This window comes from Pseudomonas sp. F1_0610, assembly GCF_047470865.1.
Lineage (GTDB): Bacteria > Pseudomonadota > Gammaproteobacteria > Pseudomonadales > Pseudomonadaceae > JAZDRH01.
Genome location: NZ_JAZDRH010000012.1, coordinates 56,011 through 70,699 on the forward strand (window position 1 = coordinate 56,011; position 14,689 = coordinate 70,699).

Genomic DNA, 14,689 nt, shown 5'->3' on the forward strand with positions numbered 1-14,689 from the left:
AAAAAATATTGATTAATACTACGCAAGCCACTAAACATAGGGCTTGCAGCGTTTATTTAATTTACTTTATAGGCTTTTTCAGCGCTTGGTAGGCCGCCCCAAGGTAAACCTGAGTTTTGCCAGCCATTCATAAGGCGTTTACCAGCGCGCTCACCTGTTCGAATGACATCGCCTTACATAAAAGCTGTTATTTAAGTCGCTTTGACCTAATAGTTCAACGCTGGGTAAGCCGAGAGCGCTACCTGAGCGGCACATAGTAATAATCAAGGTATTTTCATCTAGTCCGCGTTGTGCCAAGGCTTTTTTAACATCCGCTACAAAGTGAGGGTTTAGTTCCATTGGAAAAGACTGTGAGCGGGGATTTCATGGCTTACTATCCACCAGTAGTTACGGAATATTGGCAGCTACCTCGTTGCTAAAGCCTGTAAATTGGATCTCAATAGGATCGCGAACGTCAATAAAAAGGACCTTTTATGATTTATCTTGCAGGCGTTGGAAGGTGTCTTTGGCGCTGATACTGTACTCATCGGCACTGCTTAGTTTGTGCATAGCTAGCACAAAGCAGTAAAAAGCAGGGGATTAATAACTTCTTCATTCGGCAATTTCCTTTGAATAATAAAACCAGCATAAAAGAAAGTTGGTTCTGTTGTGCTGTTAGGTGCTCAATTTTAGCCTTTTATTTTGTCCTTATACGTCAGCTATTTTGACGCTTTTTTCCTACCCATAAAGTCTATGCTTTTTACCATGTTTCTACTACCTTGGTTTTAATTATTGTCAACAATCTGCTGGATCTGTTGACAGTTTGACTGTAAAAAACTAATTTCCACTCTGTATTTTATAATAAGTGTCGACAATTTAAGGCGATCAATGGTGGAATCAGCTATCCAGAACACAGTGGAAGTAGGTACTTTATCAGAGCAGGTTTTTCGTGCTTTGCAAGCTTCTATTGTGGAAGGAAAACTTCTACCTGGTAGCAAAATATCTGAACCTGAATTAGCCAAAATTTATGGCATTAGTCGAGGTCCTCTGCGTGAGGCATTGCATCGCTTAGAAGGCCAGCGCTTATTAGTTCGAATTCCGCATGTGGGCGCGCGCGTAGTGTCATTAACGCCAGCGGAGTTGCTTGAACTGTATGAGGTGCGTGAGTCTTTAGAAGGTATGGCGTGCCGTTTGGCCGCTCAGCGTATGAGCGAAAGCGCTATTGATGAGTTACGTGAAGTGCTGGCTGCACATGAGCGTGATGAGTCATTCCAAGCGGGGATTAATTATGTGCAACAAGAAGGTGATTTTGACTTTCACTATCGAATCATTCAAGGCAGCGGTAATAAAACACTGATGAAGCTGTTATGTGATGAACTGTATCACCTTGTGCGCATGTACCGTATTCGCTTTTCAGCAACGCCGAATCGACCACAACAAGCTTTTACTGAGCATTATCGAATTTTAGATGCCATTGCTAACCGCGATGGTGAATTAGCTGAGTTACTAATGCGTCGCCATATTGCTAAATCGCGACGTAATATCGAACGCCACTATGCGGCGTCCGCTAACTAATAAATCCAAGACGAGGTGAGTCATGAGTCAGAAAACTCCAGGTCAACGCTTTCGTGACGCGGTAGCCGCAGAGCATCCCTTACAAGTGGTTGGCGCTATTAATGCAAACCATGCTTTGTTAGCTAAACGTGCTGGTTTTCAAGCTATTTATTTATCAGGTGGCGGTGTAGCGGCAGGCTCTTTAGGGCTGCCTGATTTAGGAATTAGCGGTCTAGATGATGTGCTAACCGATGTGCGTCGTATTACTGATGTCTGCGATCTGCCTTTGTTGGTTGACGTAGATACAGGTTTTGGTTCTTCTGCTTTTAACGTAGCGCGCACGGTTAAATCCATGATCAAGTTTGGCGCAGCGGCCATTCATATTGAAGATCAAGTAGGTGCTAAACGTTGTGGTCATCGTCCAAACAAAGAAATCGTAACCCAACAAGAAATGGTTGACCGTATTAAGGCAGCCGTTGATGCCCGTACTGATGATAGTTTTGTGATTATGGCGCGTACTGATGCCTTAGCCGTAGAAGGCTTAAATGCAGCTCTTGACCGCGCCGCAGCCTGTGTTGAAGCGGGCGCTGATATGGTGTTCCCAGAAGCTATTACTGAATTGCAAATGTATAAAACCTTTGCTGATCGTGTGAAAGCGCCAATTCTAGCCAATATTACTGAGTTTGGTGCCACACCTTTATATAGCACTGATGAACTGGCTGGCGTAGATGTATCTCTTGTGCTTTATCCATTATCAGCTTTCCGTGCCATGAACAAAGCAGCTGAGAATGTCTATACAGCCATTCGCCGTGATGGTTCGCAAAAAAATGTGGTAGATACCATGCAAACCCGCATGGAACTCTACGATCGCATCAATTATCACGCGTTTGAGCAATACCTAGACAATTTATTTGCACAACAAAAAAACAAGTAATCTGATTTTAGGCAGCGCCTGAAATGGGCGCTTCCAACTCAAGTTTGAACAATAACAAGATTTGTCATCGCTAAGTAATAAGAGGATTAAAACCGTGGCTGATGCAAAGAACAAAGTACTGAGTGGAGCTGGTCTACGTGGCCAGATTGCGGGACAAACAGCCTTATCAACCGTGGGCCAAGAAGGGGCAGGTTTAACCTATCGTGGTTATGATGTACGCGATTTAGCTAAAACTGGCAAGTTTGAAGAAGTCGCCTATTTATTGTTATATGGCGAGTTGCCTACACAAGCGCAATTAGATGCCTATTCTGAGCGTTTAAAAGGCATGCGTGATTTACCTGACACGCTAAAAGAAGTATTAGAACGTTTGCCAGCCGATGCACATCCTATGGATGTGATGCGCATAGGCGTTTCAGTGCTTGGCACTTTAGAGCCTGAACAAAGTTTTGTGGATCAGCATGATGTGACTGATCGTTTGCTCGCCATGCTGCCAGCGGTGTTAATTTATTGGTATCGCTTTAGCCATGAAGGCGTACGTATTAGCTGCGTGACTGATGAAGCCGATTTGGGTGGTCATTTCTTGGCGTTATTACATGATAAATCGCCCAGTGAATTGCACCGCGAAGTCATGAATGTTTCCATGATTCTTTATGCCGAGCATGAGTTTAATGCCTCTACCTTTACGGGGCGTGTGTGCGCTTCAACTTTGTCAGATTTATACTCTTGCATTACTGGGGCTATTGGTTCATTACGTGGGCCTTTGCATGGCGGTGCTAATGAAGCAGCAATGGATTTGATTGATCGCTTCTCCTCACCAGAAGAAGCCGTCGCAGAGCTTAAGCAAATGATGGCGCGTAAAGAGCTGATTATGGGCTTTGGTCATGCTATTTATCGCGAGTCGGATCCACGTAATGAAGTGATCAAAGATTACTCGCGCCGTCTTGCTGAAGAAGTAGGCGACAGCGTTATTTACCCAGTTTCTAAAGCAATTGAACAACTGATGTGGGATGAAAAACGTTTATTCCCTAATGCAGATTTTTATCATGCTTCGGCGTATCGCTTTATGGGTATTCCGACAAAACTCTTTACTCCGATTTTTGTTTGCTCGCGCTTAACTGGCTGGGCGGCACATGTTTTCGAACAGCGCGCCAATAACCGCATTATTCGCCCAAGTGCAGAATATGTGGGCGTAGAACAGCGACAAGTGCCAGCAATGGCAGAGCGTTAATCACACAAAAGACCAAGCCAGCAATTGCTTGCTTGGTCTTAAAGCACTGTTTACCTGATGGATTGTGATATGAATACCCAATACCGTAAAACCTTACCTGGCACAGCACTGAGTTACTACGATACCCGCGAAGCGGTGAATGCGATTGAAGCAGGTGCTTATGAAAAACTGCCGTACACCTCGCGCGTATTGGCAGAAAACTTAGTGCGACGCTGCGAACCAAGTATGCTGACGGACTCACTTAACCAGCTTATTCAGCGTAAACGTGATTTAGATTTTCCATGGTACCCAGCACGCGTGGTGTGCCATGATATTTTAGGGCAAACCGCATTGGTTGACCTTGCTGGCTTACGTGATGCTATTGCTGAGCAAGGCGGTAACCCAGCAAAAGTAAATCCAGTAGTGCCAACGCAGTTGATTGTTGACCACTCATTAGCTGTTGAATGTGGCGGCTTTGATCCCGATGCTTTTGCAAAAAACCGTGCAATTGAAGACCGACGTAACGAAGACCGTTTCCACTTTATTGAGTGGACTAAAACGGCATTTAAAAACGTTGACGTTATCCCTGCAGGTAACGGCATCATGCACCAAATCAACCTTGAAAAAATGTCTCCTGTTATTCAGGTGCGTGATGGCGTAGCTTTTCCTGACACCTGTGTAGGCACAGATAGCCATACGCCACACGTTGATGCTTTGGGCGTTATCGCTATTGGCGTGGGTGGTCTAGAAGCAGAAACCGTAATGCTTGGACGTGCTTCTATGATGCGTCTGCCAGATATTATTGGGGTTGAATTAGTTGGCAAACGTCAACCGGGCATTACCGCAACAGATATTGTATTGGCGTTAACTGAGTTCCTACGTAAAGAACGCGTTGTCTCGGCGTACTTAGAGTTCTTTGGTGAAGGAGCTGACAGCTTAAGCATTGGCGACCGCGCCACTATTTCGAATATGACGCCAGAATACGGCGCAACAGCGGCAATGTTCTACATTGATCAGCAAACCATTGATTACTTAAAACTGACAGGTCGTGATCCTGAACAAATTGAGTTAGTTGAGCAATACGCCAAGTTAACAGGTTTATGGGGCGATAGTTTAAAAACCGCAGAATATGAGCGTGTGCTGAAGTTTGACCTATCTTCTGTAGGCCGTAATATGGCTGGCCCATCTAATCCACATGCACGTTTAGCCACTAGCGATTTAGCCGCTAAAGGCATTGCTAAAGCCTGGAAAGAGGAAGCAGGTTTAATGCCTGATGGCGCTGTAATTATCGCTGCCATTACCAGTTGTACTAATACCAGTAACCCTCGCAACGTAGTGGCAGCAGGTTTATTGGCGCGAAAAGCTAACCAGTTAGGTTTAGTGCGCAAACCTTGGGTAAAAAGCTCTTTTGCGCCGGGTTCAAAAGTCGCTGAGTTGTACTTAAAAGATTCCAAGCTATTGCCTGAACTAGAAAAACTAGGCTTTGGTATTGTTGGTTTTGCGTGTACTACATGTAACGGCATGAGTGGTGCATTAGATCCAAAAATCCAACAAGAAATTATTGACCGCGATTTGTACGCAACAGCCGTACTTTCAGGCAACCGTAACTTTGATGGACGTATTCATCCTTATGCCAAGCAAGCGTTTTTGGCTTCTCCGCCATTAGTTGTGGCGTATGCGATTGCTGGCACTATGCGTTTTGATATTGAAAAAGACGTATTGGGTCATGACGCACAAGGCAAGCCAATCACGCTGAAAGATATTTGGCCAAGCGATGAAGAAATTGATGCCATTGTGGCAAAAAGCGTTAAGCCAGAGCAATTCCGCCAAGTCTATATTCCAATGTTTAACTTGGATGCCGCAGAGCAAGCGCCAAGCCCGCTGTATGACTGGCGTGAAATGAGCACCTATATTCGTCGTCCACCTTACTGGGAAGGCGCTTTAGCTGGTGAGCGTACACTCAAAGGTATGCGTCCGTTAGCCTTGCTAGGTGACAATATTACGACTGACCATTTATCACCTTCAAATGCCATTATGGCAAGCAGTGCCGCTGGTGAGTATTTAGCAAAAATGGGCTTACCAGAAGAGGATTTTAACTCCTACGCTACCCACCGTGGTGATCACCTAACAGCTCAGCGTGCAACCTTAGCCAACCCAAAACTATTTAATGAAATGGTGCTGGATGAAAATGGCAAAGTGAAGCAAGGTTCCTTAGCGCGTATTGAGCCAGAAGGCAAAGTCACTCGCATGTGGGAGGCGATTGAAACCTATATGAATCGCAAGCAGCCATTAATTATTGTTGCTGGCGCTGATTATGGCCAAGGTTCATCACGTGACTGGGCGGCTAAAGGTGTGCGTTTGGCAGGAGTTGAAGCCATTGCTGCCGAAGGCTTTGAGCGTATTCACCGTACTAACCTAGTAGGCATGGGTGTATTGCCACTGGAGTTCCAGGCTGGCACCAATCGCAAAACACTGGGTTTAGATGGCACTGAAACCTATGACGTAGTAGGTCAGCGCACACCACGTACTACCTTAACCTTGGTTATTCATCGTCAAAATGGTGAAGTTGTAGAAGTACCAGTGAAATGCCGTTTAGATACTGCCGAAGAAGTTTCTATTTATGAAGCAGGCGGTGTATTACAGCGTTTTGCTCAAGATTTCTTAGCTTCAGAGCAACACTAAGGTTCACTGTATTCCCGTTAAGCTCTAAATATCTCCTAAGGGCTTAACGGGCTTTTTTGATTTAGCCAAGGGAGCTGTTTATGAGCGCTGTCCCACAGATTAAAATTCCAGCAACCTATATGCGTGGTGGCACCAGTAAAGGTGTGTTTTTTCGGGTAGAAGATTTACCTGTTGCTGCACAAAAAGCAGGTAAAGCACGTGATGCACTATTATTACGTGTTATCGGTAGCCCTGATCCTTATGCTAAACAAATTGATGGCATGGGAGCTGCTACCTCAAGTACCAGTAAAACAGTATTGCTGAGTAAAAGTAACCGAGCAGATCACGATGTTGATTATTTATTTGGACAGGTTTCTATTGATAAGCCTTTTGTCGACTGGAGTGGTAACTGCGGAAACCTTACAGCGGCTGTAGGCTCCTTTGCAATTAGCAACGGTTTGGTAGAGGCAAGCAAAATTCCACAAAATGGCATCTGCACTGTGCGTATTTGGCAAGCTAATATCGAAAAAACCATTATTGCTCATGTGCCTGTCACTAATGGTCAAGTACAAGAAACAGGCGACTTTGAGTTAGATGGCGTAACCTTTCCAGCTGCTGAAGTGCAAATTGAGTTTCTTGATCCGGCAGCCGATGAGGATGGCGACGGCGGTGCTATGTTCCCAACGGGAAATCTTGTAGACACCTTAGAGGTTCCTAATGTCGGCAGTTTGTCTGTTACATTAATTAACGCTGGCATCCCTACTATCTTTGTTAATGCGCAGGATATTGGCTACACAGGCACTGAACTTCAATCAGCAATTAATAGTGATAAAGAAGCTTTAGCACGTTTTGAGCTGATTCGAGCTCATGGTGCGTTAAAAATGGGTTTAATTAAAGACTTAAGCGAAGCCGCGACTCGCCAGCATACACCTAAGGTCGCTTTTGTTGCACCCGCAGCGGGCTATACCACCTCAAGTGGTAAGGTGCTACAAGCTAGCGATATGGATTTATTAGTACGCGCCTTGTCAATGGGCCAACTGCACCATGCGATGATGGGCACTGCCGCCGTTGCTATTGGTACAGCGGCCGCTATTCCGGGCACTTTAGTGAATTTGGCCGCAGGTGGTGGAGAGCGCCAAGCCGTACGCTTTGGGCATCCATCAGGCACATTGCGTGTAGGAGCTGAGGCAGAACAGGTTAATGGGCAATGGACGGTAAAAAAAGCCATTATGAGCCGCAGCGCTCGCGTATTAATGGAAGGCTGGGTACGAATCCCTGGTGATTCATTCTAAGTTGCCCAAAAGCGCCCGTTACGGGCGCTTTTAATTTGATCTCTTCATTAAGCGTGGATATTAGCTAGGTCAGTGCTTAAACAGAATATTCCTCTGCTACATAACAGATAGCTTGCTAAAATAGAACTGCCGTATTAACGCCATTCATAAATCGGTGCTGTTTGTGCGTTTGATGGGCGGTTTAAGTGCAGTCTTTTGAGAGCATTATTCGTTTAGGTTGACTCAACAAATAGAGCTATGATCCTGTGCTGTTACATTAGCTTGATGATGAGTCACGGTTTAATAAGTTAGAAAGAAACAGCATGCAAGCAAGTGGGCAGCATCAGGAGCTCGTTAAGTGCATTGTATAGGGATTAGAGTGAGCGAAATTAGCAGCTCATCAGAATCCGTATTTTCAATACTTTTTTGGTTGGCTAGAAGCTGCATTATTACGGTAATCATGATTTATCAATAATAATTAGAATGTATATTAACTGTTTATTTGTAGATTTTAATGTTTTTTGTGATGTTTTTCTCAATATGCTTTTTAGTTGAGAAACTTAAGAAATTACTGCTATTTTTTAAGTTTCGCTTAAGGTTGCTTATTTAAAGTAACCATCAACAAATCAACTAAACCAATGGAGATACACAAATGAAAAAATTAATCGCACTATTTGCTGCTTCTGCTTTCATGTTAGGCGCAAACTTTGCTCAAGCCGCTGATATTATGCCAGCACAAATTGATCAGCTAACTAAAGCTGGAACTATTAAAAGTGCACAAGAATTAAATAATGTTATTTTAAAACTTCATCCAAACGGCGTTATTACTGATGCAGAGTTTGAAACTTCAATGTTGCATGGCTATGTATATGAAGTAGAAGTGCATGATGCAAACGGTATTGAGTGGGATGTGCATGTTAATGCTAAAACAGGTGAAGTGATTAGCAATAGACAGGATCACTAATGACCGCCCGTGGCATAACACTGGTTATATTACTAAGCTTGCCTTCGGCAAGCTTAGTTGCAGATGAGTTATCGCATAATGATGCGTTGCGTTTAACTCAGCAAGGCATTATTAAACCAGTGACAGAATTAGTACAAATAGCTACTAGAAAATATCCAGGATCACACGTGTTAGAGCTTGAGTTGGAGAGAAAGAAAAGCCTGTATATCTATGAAATGGAAGTGATTATGAGCACAGGACAAGTTCGAGAAATTAAGCTCAATGCAGTAACAGGACAAATAATAAAAGACGAGTTGGACGATTAACTAGGGCTGTGTTATATGAGTCTAGCATTAGATTTATATAACACAGCCTTTTTATTTATAAATATTATTTAGAAATAGGTTCTTAAGGTTAATGTGGTACTTCTAGGAGCACCATAGAAAGCTTGTGTATCCAGATTTCCTGGTATTTTGTGATAGGTTTTGTCAAATATATTATCAACGTTGAGCGACAAATTAATAGTGTCATTTATTTGATAAGCAATGCGTGCATTATAAACAGCGTAACCAGATGTGGTGCTGTAAATATTATTGTTGTTTACTTTATAAAAATTTGATGTGCTACTTTGTATGTTTGCTCCCAAGCCAACTTGCCATTGTTGATAAGCGCCTGGCAATTGGTAATTTCCCCAAATACGAACAAGGTGTTTTGGCATATACATTAATGCTGTTTTACCTTCTAGTTGTGGATCATTGTTGTTTTTAATGTATTTGCTTCGATTGTAAGTGTAAGACGCAGCAATATTTAAGCCTTCTGCAACTTCACCATTTAATTCCGCTTCAAAACCTTCTGATTTAATTTTTCCACTTGGTGCAGAGCAAATATCTGTTCCAGGGCTCATACAAGGATGCGGGTATTTGCGATCAATTTCTCCAGTCCCCATCTGATAGGTTCTAAAAAGTGCAAAATTGGTGGTGAGTGCGCCCTCAAAGTGTTCTTTTTTCAAACCCAACTCATAGGTTTGCCCTTTAACTGGGGGGAGTGGGCTGCCGTTATAACTAAATAAATTCAGTTGTGGGCTAAAAGTTTCGCCATAACTAGCATATAAACTTGTGCTTTTGTTAAGACGGTATACCAACCCATAGAATGGTGTGGTTTTGCCATTAACTTCTTGTGTTACTTTAGAACTATTTTGTCTTACACCATTTTTAATTGGTGTAATGGTTTGTTGGTATTCCCACCATGAGCTACGTGCCCCTACTAAGAAGTCTAAAGGGTCAGCTAAGTTAAATGTAAGCATTCCGTACGCACCATACTGATCAAGCTGGCTTTTTTGACGTTGGAATTTTTCACTCCGATAACTATGAGGTAGATCGAAATCGAAAATATTTTCAATATTGTTATAACGATTAGACGGATAAGCACGGAACCTATTAGCTTGTCGGTTAGCATGAATAATGCTACCACCTAAGGTTAGCTCATGCTCACGTCCAGCTAAGTTGAAGTTACCATTGATATAGCCATCAAAATTGTATTGTTGAGTATTTTCTGCACGACTTTCAGCCCAATTATAGCCACCCGAAAAATCAGTAGGATCAATAGCTCCGCCTGTTTTACTGTAAATAACATCATTGTTGGTTTTAAGATAATTCAAGCCTAAATGCATATTCCAGTTGCCATCGAAGCTATGTTTTAACTCAGCAAAGATTTTATTTGTTTCAACGTAAGAATAGTCATCACGCGAGCTTAAGTTGGTAGAGCGCTTAAAGTCGATTTTTTGGTTGTTGGAATAGCGCGGTAAGCCAAACGAAAAAATATCATCATTTTGCGCATAGCTATAACTGTAGCCTGTAGTTAATAACGTGTTATCACTCAGATCGGCTTCAATTGTAGTAAAAATACCTCTATTTTTGTGGGTTTGTCGGTCATAAAACTCATGCCCTCTATCGTAAGAAGCAACAGCACGTCCACGAATGCTACCTTGTGCATTTAAAGGGCCTTGCACATCGACTTCTTGTCGATAGTTATGCCAGCTACCTACAGACGTGGTCGTACTTCCTTTAAATGTATTACTGCTGGCTCGCTTGCGTACCATATTAATAGCGCCAGCTGGTGAACTTGAGCCTTGGAATAAGCCTGCAGAACCTTTGAGTAGTTCAATGCGGTCATATTCAAGTAACTGTGCCCAGCCAATAGAGCCCATATCATTTTGAATGGCAGTGGGAACACCATTAATTTGAAAGCTATTTAGTTGAAACCCACGAGCGTAGGGCATATTTGTGCCCATTAAATACCCATAAGTAACCACCCCTGGCATGCTTTGATAAGCGTTTAGCAGGCTGTTGGTGTTTTGTTCTTGTAAGCGCTTTTGTGTCAGCACGCTAATGGACTGTGGCGTTTCTAACAAAGGACGTTTTGATTTGGTATAACCTGCATTATCGACGGTATAGGTTTGAGAGGTATCCTCTACATTGTGAGCAATCACCACCGCTGTTTCTAATTCCGCCGTAGCTGTTACTTGGCGAATACTAAAAGAGCCATCAGCATGCTCAGTTGCTGCTAATCCTGTGCCTTTTAATAGCTGGTTGAGCGCGTCTTTGCTAGCATAGTCACCTTGTAATCCTTGGCTGATCTTGTTTTTCAATAGCTCACTAGAAACACTTAAATAGCTACCAGATGCTTGCGAAAACTGTAGTAATGCGTCAGATAATGTGCCCTGCGGAATAGAAAAATCTTGTGCAGAGCTATGAGTACTGAATAGTGCAATAGCAAAACTTAAAGGCAGAAGAGCAAATTTATTTTTACCAGAAAACATAGTATTTCCCTGATGGCATAACCGTTTAATGAAGTGGCAGATACACGAATTGTGTTGTTTCTTGGTTAAACCATTGGCAAGGTAAAAAGCGGAAAATTATTTATATTTTTTGGGCTTCTAAGTTAATCCACCATGAAAAGCGTTGGTTAATTTGGATAGGCAGGCTATCACTCAATAAGGCTAAACATTCATGGGTGTTAGTGATGGGGAAACGGCCAAAAACGCGGAGCTGTTCAATTTGACTATCTAAACTAATATGACCTGAGAAATAACGCCGTAGCTGAGTAACCAAATCTATAAGTGGAATATTTTTCGCAATGAAAATGCCACTTAGCCAACTAGGTTGTTGCTGTTCTTGTGATGGTTTTATCTCGACCTCTGATGCATTAAAAGTAACACTGTAACCTTGTTCAATAACATAGTTTTGTATAGCAGTTTCTAGACGTACGGCACCCGAATGAACAGTTAATTCAATAGTTGATTCTTTTTCTAATATATTAAATTCAGTGCCTAAAGCGGTGAGTTTTGCATAGTTTGTACTCACTTTAAGGGGGCGTTTGTCTTTAGCTGTTTTAATAAAAATTTCACCTGTTATAAATTCAATTAAACGGGTGTGTTGATCATATTTTAAGTTAACTGCACTGTAGGTATTAAGCCAAAGATGCGAGCCATCACTCAGTAGATGCTGTTGTTGTTTTCCTGTAGGTGTTTTTAAGTCTGCTAGCCAGTAGCCTGTTTGTTGGCTTAATTCGGCGCGCCATAGCCAACTTATTGTCAAGCTACTACCAGTTAAGGCTACGAAACTCAGCAACACAGAGCGCCGTTTAACAAGACGCTTGTTAGCTTGAGTAAGTGTTTTATGAATTCGTAGATTGTTAGGCATGTTGTGCAATGGAGCGAATGTTTGCTGAACTTGCTCAATATAGGCCCATGCTTGTTGGTGCTCAGTATTTGTGCTGTACCATTCTTCCCATGCTTGCATATCCTTTTCAGTAATAGGCTGGTTGCGTAAAATAGCAAACCAATATGCAGCTTGCTCTAGGCTTTGATCATTTGGCATTGATTATTCCCAGCTTGTTTTTAGTTTTAAACAAGCCAACATACCTTTGGCTACATAATTACGTACGCTGCGATCAGTCACACCCAACTGAATAGCTACTTCTTTATCCGTCATTTGGCAGATCACAGCCAAAATAAAGGCGTGACTGACTTTTTCTGGAAGATCGCGCAACATAGTATTAATGTGCTCTAGTGCATCAATGATAACGGCTTGTTCCTCAGTAGAAGGCGCATAATTAGGTTCTGCATGAGCTAAACTTTCTAGCCAAGCACGCTCAATTTCTTGACGATGCCATTGATTAATACACAGATTTTTAGCTGTTGTTTTTAGAAACACACGCGCCTGAGCCGTATTGGAAAATAAATACTCTTTAGAGCTAGTCAGTAGACGCATAAAGGTATCTTGGGCAATATCACTTGCATCGCTATGATTGCCTAAACGGCTATTTAGCCATGCTGTTAACCATGAGTGGTTCTCATGGTACAGTTGAGCAATGCCGTTATGTTGGGAAGATGATACTGGCATACAGAGTGGTTCGTAAAAACACAAATGGTAAACATTATCATTTGTGTTTGCTAGATGTGCTTCAACTTTTTACAAGAATTTTTTTATTTTTCTGGCGGTAATTAGCATCCTTACTTGACTGATTGAGCTCAGTAAGCCTCTATTAAGTCGAGCTGAGTCTTACTTTTGAGGATGGATTAATTATAAAGCCTGTCTTGAATGATTAAACAATAATAATTATCATTCATTTTATTTTTCGTCTGTGACTATGTATCCGCTTACTCATAAAACCTATTCAGATCATAGCAACTGGCTTTTACAGTGGCTTAAGCGACGTATGCCTTGTACTGTTCAGGCGCAGGACTTAATGCAGGATACTTTTGAGAAGCTTCTTAAAGCTGAAGCTAACCAAAAACTACCAGAAAGCTTTAATGAGCCACGTCATTACTTGGTCACTGTTGCTCGGCGGGTTTTGATTGATCACTTTCGCCGCAAGGATTTAGAAAAAGCCTACTTAGAGGTGTTAGCTCAACAACCAGAAGCTATTGTGATTTCTGAAGAAGAGCGTTTACAGATTTTAGATACCCTACATAGACTCGATAGTATGCTCGACGGACTGGGAACTAAAGCAAAACAAGCTTTTATTATGGTGCAATTACAAGGGCTCTCCTATGCCGAAATTGCCAGCCAGTTGCAGGTGTCTATAAGCTCTGTTACTAAATATATGGCCAAAGCCACAGCGCATTGCCTTGTGTTCGCCTTGGAAAATCAAGATTGATTACGCCTAAGCAACATCAAGCCTTGGTTGAGGCAGCTAATTGGTATGCGCAATCACTTAATGTGCTGGATCAAGCAGCATTTGCTCAACAGTTAAGCCAATGGCGGCAGTTGGACTTAACTCATGAATGGGCGTGGCAACGTGTGGAATCCTTACAACAAGAGTTTCAACAAGTACCACAGAATATTGCAGCACAGACACTTATTCAGAATGATCAGCAAAAGGGGGTAACGCGCCGACAAACAGTCTTAGGTTTGTTTTTGCTAGCAGGTGCTAGCAGCATAGCTTGGCGAGGTTATCAACAATTACCCTACTATTTGGCAGAGCATAGAACAGCTAAAGGTGAGCAGAAAAAAATTAACTTGCCTGATGGCAGTCAGTTATTTGTCAATACAGATACGGCAGTGAATACTGACTACACAAATGAAAAACGCCAAGTGTATTTATTGAAAGGTGAAATTTATATCCAAACGGCAAAAGATCCACGCCCATTTTATGTGGTGAATCAGTTTGGGCAAATGCAAGCCTTAGGCACGCAGTTTAGTGTTCGCCAGCGTGAAAATGAAAATGTCTTGAGTGTGCAACAAAGTGCAGTGCGTGTCACTTTGGCGGACAGTCAAGAACAGTTGCTGGTGGAGGAGGGCACGACGCTTTACTTTGATCAGCAAAGACATCGCCAAAAACCTATTAAAGCGGTGGCTAATTCTTGGATTTATGGAACTCTAGCTATAGATGACTGGCCGTTAGCTAAGTTGTTAGGGCAGCTAGAACGTTACCATTCTATTTTTATTAACTTAGATCCAGAGGCGGGAAAGTTACGCTTATCTGGCGCTTATCCTATCCTAGATTTAGATGGCACTTTAAACGCCATTGCACGTGCAGTGCTCGTTAAAATTGAAAAAAAATTAGGCTTTATTGTGAGTATTAGTGCTACTAGTTAAGAATAATTTTTATTTCGATTGCTGATTTAGTTTTCCTCA

The 14,689-nt window shown here is 42.3% G+C and carries 12 protein-coding genes; 9 read left to right on the plus strand and 3 right to left on the minus strand.

Annotation, left to right across the window (positions count from 1 at the left end; all coding sequences use genetic code 11):
- Positions 1 to 867: 867 nt before the first annotated feature.
- The 7 genes from VQ643_RS08540 to VQ643_RS08570 all read left to right on the plus strand — a co-directional run bounded on the left by VQ643_RS08540 (position 868) and on the right by VQ643_RS08570 (position 8,875).
- A complete protein-coding gene (locus VQ643_RS08540) occupies positions 868 to 1,554 on the plus strand; it encodes a GntR family transcriptional regulator (protein ID WP_414199242.1) in 687 nt (228 codons plus the stop codon).
- A 22-nt stretch (positions 1,555 to 1,576) separates the two neighbouring features.
- Positions 1,577 to 2,467 (plus strand): methylisocitrate lyase, encoded by an 891-nt coding sequence (prpB, locus tag VQ643_RS08545; RefSeq protein WP_414199244.1) that lies wholly within the window; start codon positions 1,577 to 1,579, stop codon positions 2,465 to 2,467.
- Between the two features lie 94 nt (positions 2,468 to 2,561).
- Positions 2,562 to 3,695, plus strand: a complete 1,134-nt coding sequence (prpC, locus tag VQ643_RS08550; RefSeq protein WP_414199246.1) for a 2-methylcitrate synthase — start codon at positions 2,562 to 2,564, stop codon at positions 3,693 to 3,695.
- A 69-nt stretch (positions 3,696 to 3,764) separates the two neighbouring features.
- Positions 3,765 to 6,356, plus strand: coding sequence for a Fe/S-dependent 2-methylisocitrate dehydratase AcnD (acnD, locus tag VQ643_RS08555; RefSeq protein ID WP_414199247.1), 2,592 nt, complete (start codon positions 3,765 to 3,767; stop codon positions 6,354 to 6,356).
- An 80-nt stretch (positions 6,357 to 6,436) separates the two neighbouring features.
- The gene (prpF, locus tag VQ643_RS08560; RefSeq protein ID WP_414199248.1) at positions 6,437 to 7,627 is read left to right on the plus strand and encodes a 2-methylaconitate cis-trans isomerase PrpF; all 1,191 of its coding nucleotides are present in this window, start codon (positions 6,437 to 6,439) and stop codon (positions 7,625 to 7,627) included.
- 631 nt (positions 7,628 to 8,258) lie between these two features.
- Positions 8,259 to 8,570, plus strand: coding sequence for a PepSY domain-containing protein (locus VQ643_RS08565; protein WP_414199250.1), 312 nt, complete (start codon positions 8,259 to 8,261; stop codon positions 8,568 to 8,570).
- On the plus strand, positions 8,570 to 8,875 hold the full coding sequence (locus VQ643_RS08570) for a PepSY domain-containing protein (protein ID WP_414199252.1): 306 nt from the start codon (positions 8,570 to 8,572) through the stop codon (positions 8,873 to 8,875). The genes VQ643_RS08565 and VQ643_RS08570 overlap by 1 nt, the downstream gene beginning before the upstream one ends.
- Before the next feature lie 68 nt (positions 8,876 to 8,943).
- Here VQ643_RS08570 and VQ643_RS08575 read toward each other — a convergent pair whose 3' ends face one another.
- From VQ643_RS08575 to VQ643_RS08585, 3 genes are all read right to left on the minus strand, one after another.
- Positions 8,944 to 11,367 (minus strand): TonB-dependent siderophore receptor, encoded by a 2,424-nt coding sequence (locus VQ643_RS08575; RefSeq protein ID WP_414199254.1) that lies wholly within the window; start codon positions 11,365 to 11,367, stop codon positions 8,944 to 8,946.
- Positions 11,368 to 11,467: 100 nt separating this feature from the next.
- Complete coding sequence (locus VQ643_RS08580; RefSeq protein ID WP_414199256.1) at positions 11,468 to 12,427, minus strand: FecR domain-containing protein; 960 nt, start codon at positions 12,425 to 12,427, stop codon at positions 11,468 to 11,470.
- Between the two features lie 3 nt (positions 12,428 to 12,430).
- Positions 12,431 to 12,952 (minus strand): sigma-70 family RNA polymerase sigma factor, encoded by a 522-nt coding sequence (locus VQ643_RS08585; RefSeq protein ID WP_414199258.1) that lies wholly within the window; start codon positions 12,950 to 12,952, stop codon positions 12,431 to 12,433.
- 247 nt (positions 12,953 to 13,199) lie between these two features.
- Here VQ643_RS08585 and VQ643_RS08590 point away from each other — a divergent pair, with 247 nt between their 5' ends.
- Together VQ643_RS08590 and VQ643_RS08595 are read left to right on the plus strand one after the other, a co-directional pair.
- A complete protein-coding gene (locus VQ643_RS08590; protein WP_414199259.1) occupies positions 13,200 to 13,709 on the plus strand; it encodes a sigma-70 family RNA polymerase sigma factor in 510 nt (169 codons plus the stop codon).
- On the plus strand, positions 13,706 to 14,650 hold the full coding sequence (locus VQ643_RS08595) for a FecR domain-containing protein (RefSeq protein ID WP_414199261.1): 945 nt from the start codon (positions 13,706 to 13,708) through the stop codon (positions 14,648 to 14,650). The genes VQ643_RS08590 and VQ643_RS08595 overlap by 4 nt, the downstream gene beginning before the upstream one ends.
- Positions 14,651 to 14,689: the final 39 nt, after the last annotated feature.

Excerpts from the sequence above, each read along its gene's own strand:
- VQ643_RS08565 (WP_414199250.1), top strand. The coding sequence starts at position 8,259 with ATGAAAAAATTAATCGCACTATTTGCTGCTTCTGCTTTCATGTTAGGC.
- VQ643_RS08540 (WP_414199242.1), top strand. The coding sequence starts at position 868 with ATGGTGGAATCAGCTATCCAGAACACAGTGGAAGTAGGTACTTTATCA.
- VQ643_RS08590 (WP_414199259.1), top strand. The coding sequence starts at position 13,200 with ATGTATCCGCTTACTCATAAAACCTATTCAGATCATAGCAACTGGCTT.
- acnD (WP_414199247.1), top strand. The coding sequence starts at position 3,765 with ATGAATACCCAATACCGTAAAACCTTACCTGGCACAGCACTGAGTTAC.
- VQ643_RS08570 (WP_414199252.1), top strand. The coding sequence starts at position 8,570 with ATGACCGCCCGTGGCATAACACTGGTTATATTACTAAGCTTGCCTTCG.
- VQ643_RS08580 (WP_414199256.1), bottom strand. The coding sequence starts at position 12,427 with ATGCCAAATGATCAAAGCCTAGAGCAAGCTGCATATTGGTTTGCTATT.
- prpB (WP_414199244.1), top strand. The coding sequence starts at position 1,577 with ATGAGTCAGAAAACTCCAGGTCAACGCTTTCGTGACGCGGTAGCCGCA.
- prpF (WP_414199248.1), top strand. The coding sequence starts at position 6,437 with ATGAGCGCTGTCCCACAGATTAAAATTCCAGCAACCTATATGCGTGGT.
- VQ643_RS08575 (WP_414199254.1), bottom strand. The coding sequence starts at position 11,367 with ATGTTTTCTGGTAAAAATAAATTTGCTCTTCTGCCTTTAAGTTTTGCT.
- VQ643_RS08585 (WP_414199258.1), bottom strand. The coding sequence starts at position 12,952 with ATGCCAGTATCATCTTCCCAACATAACGGCATTGCTCAACTGTACCAT.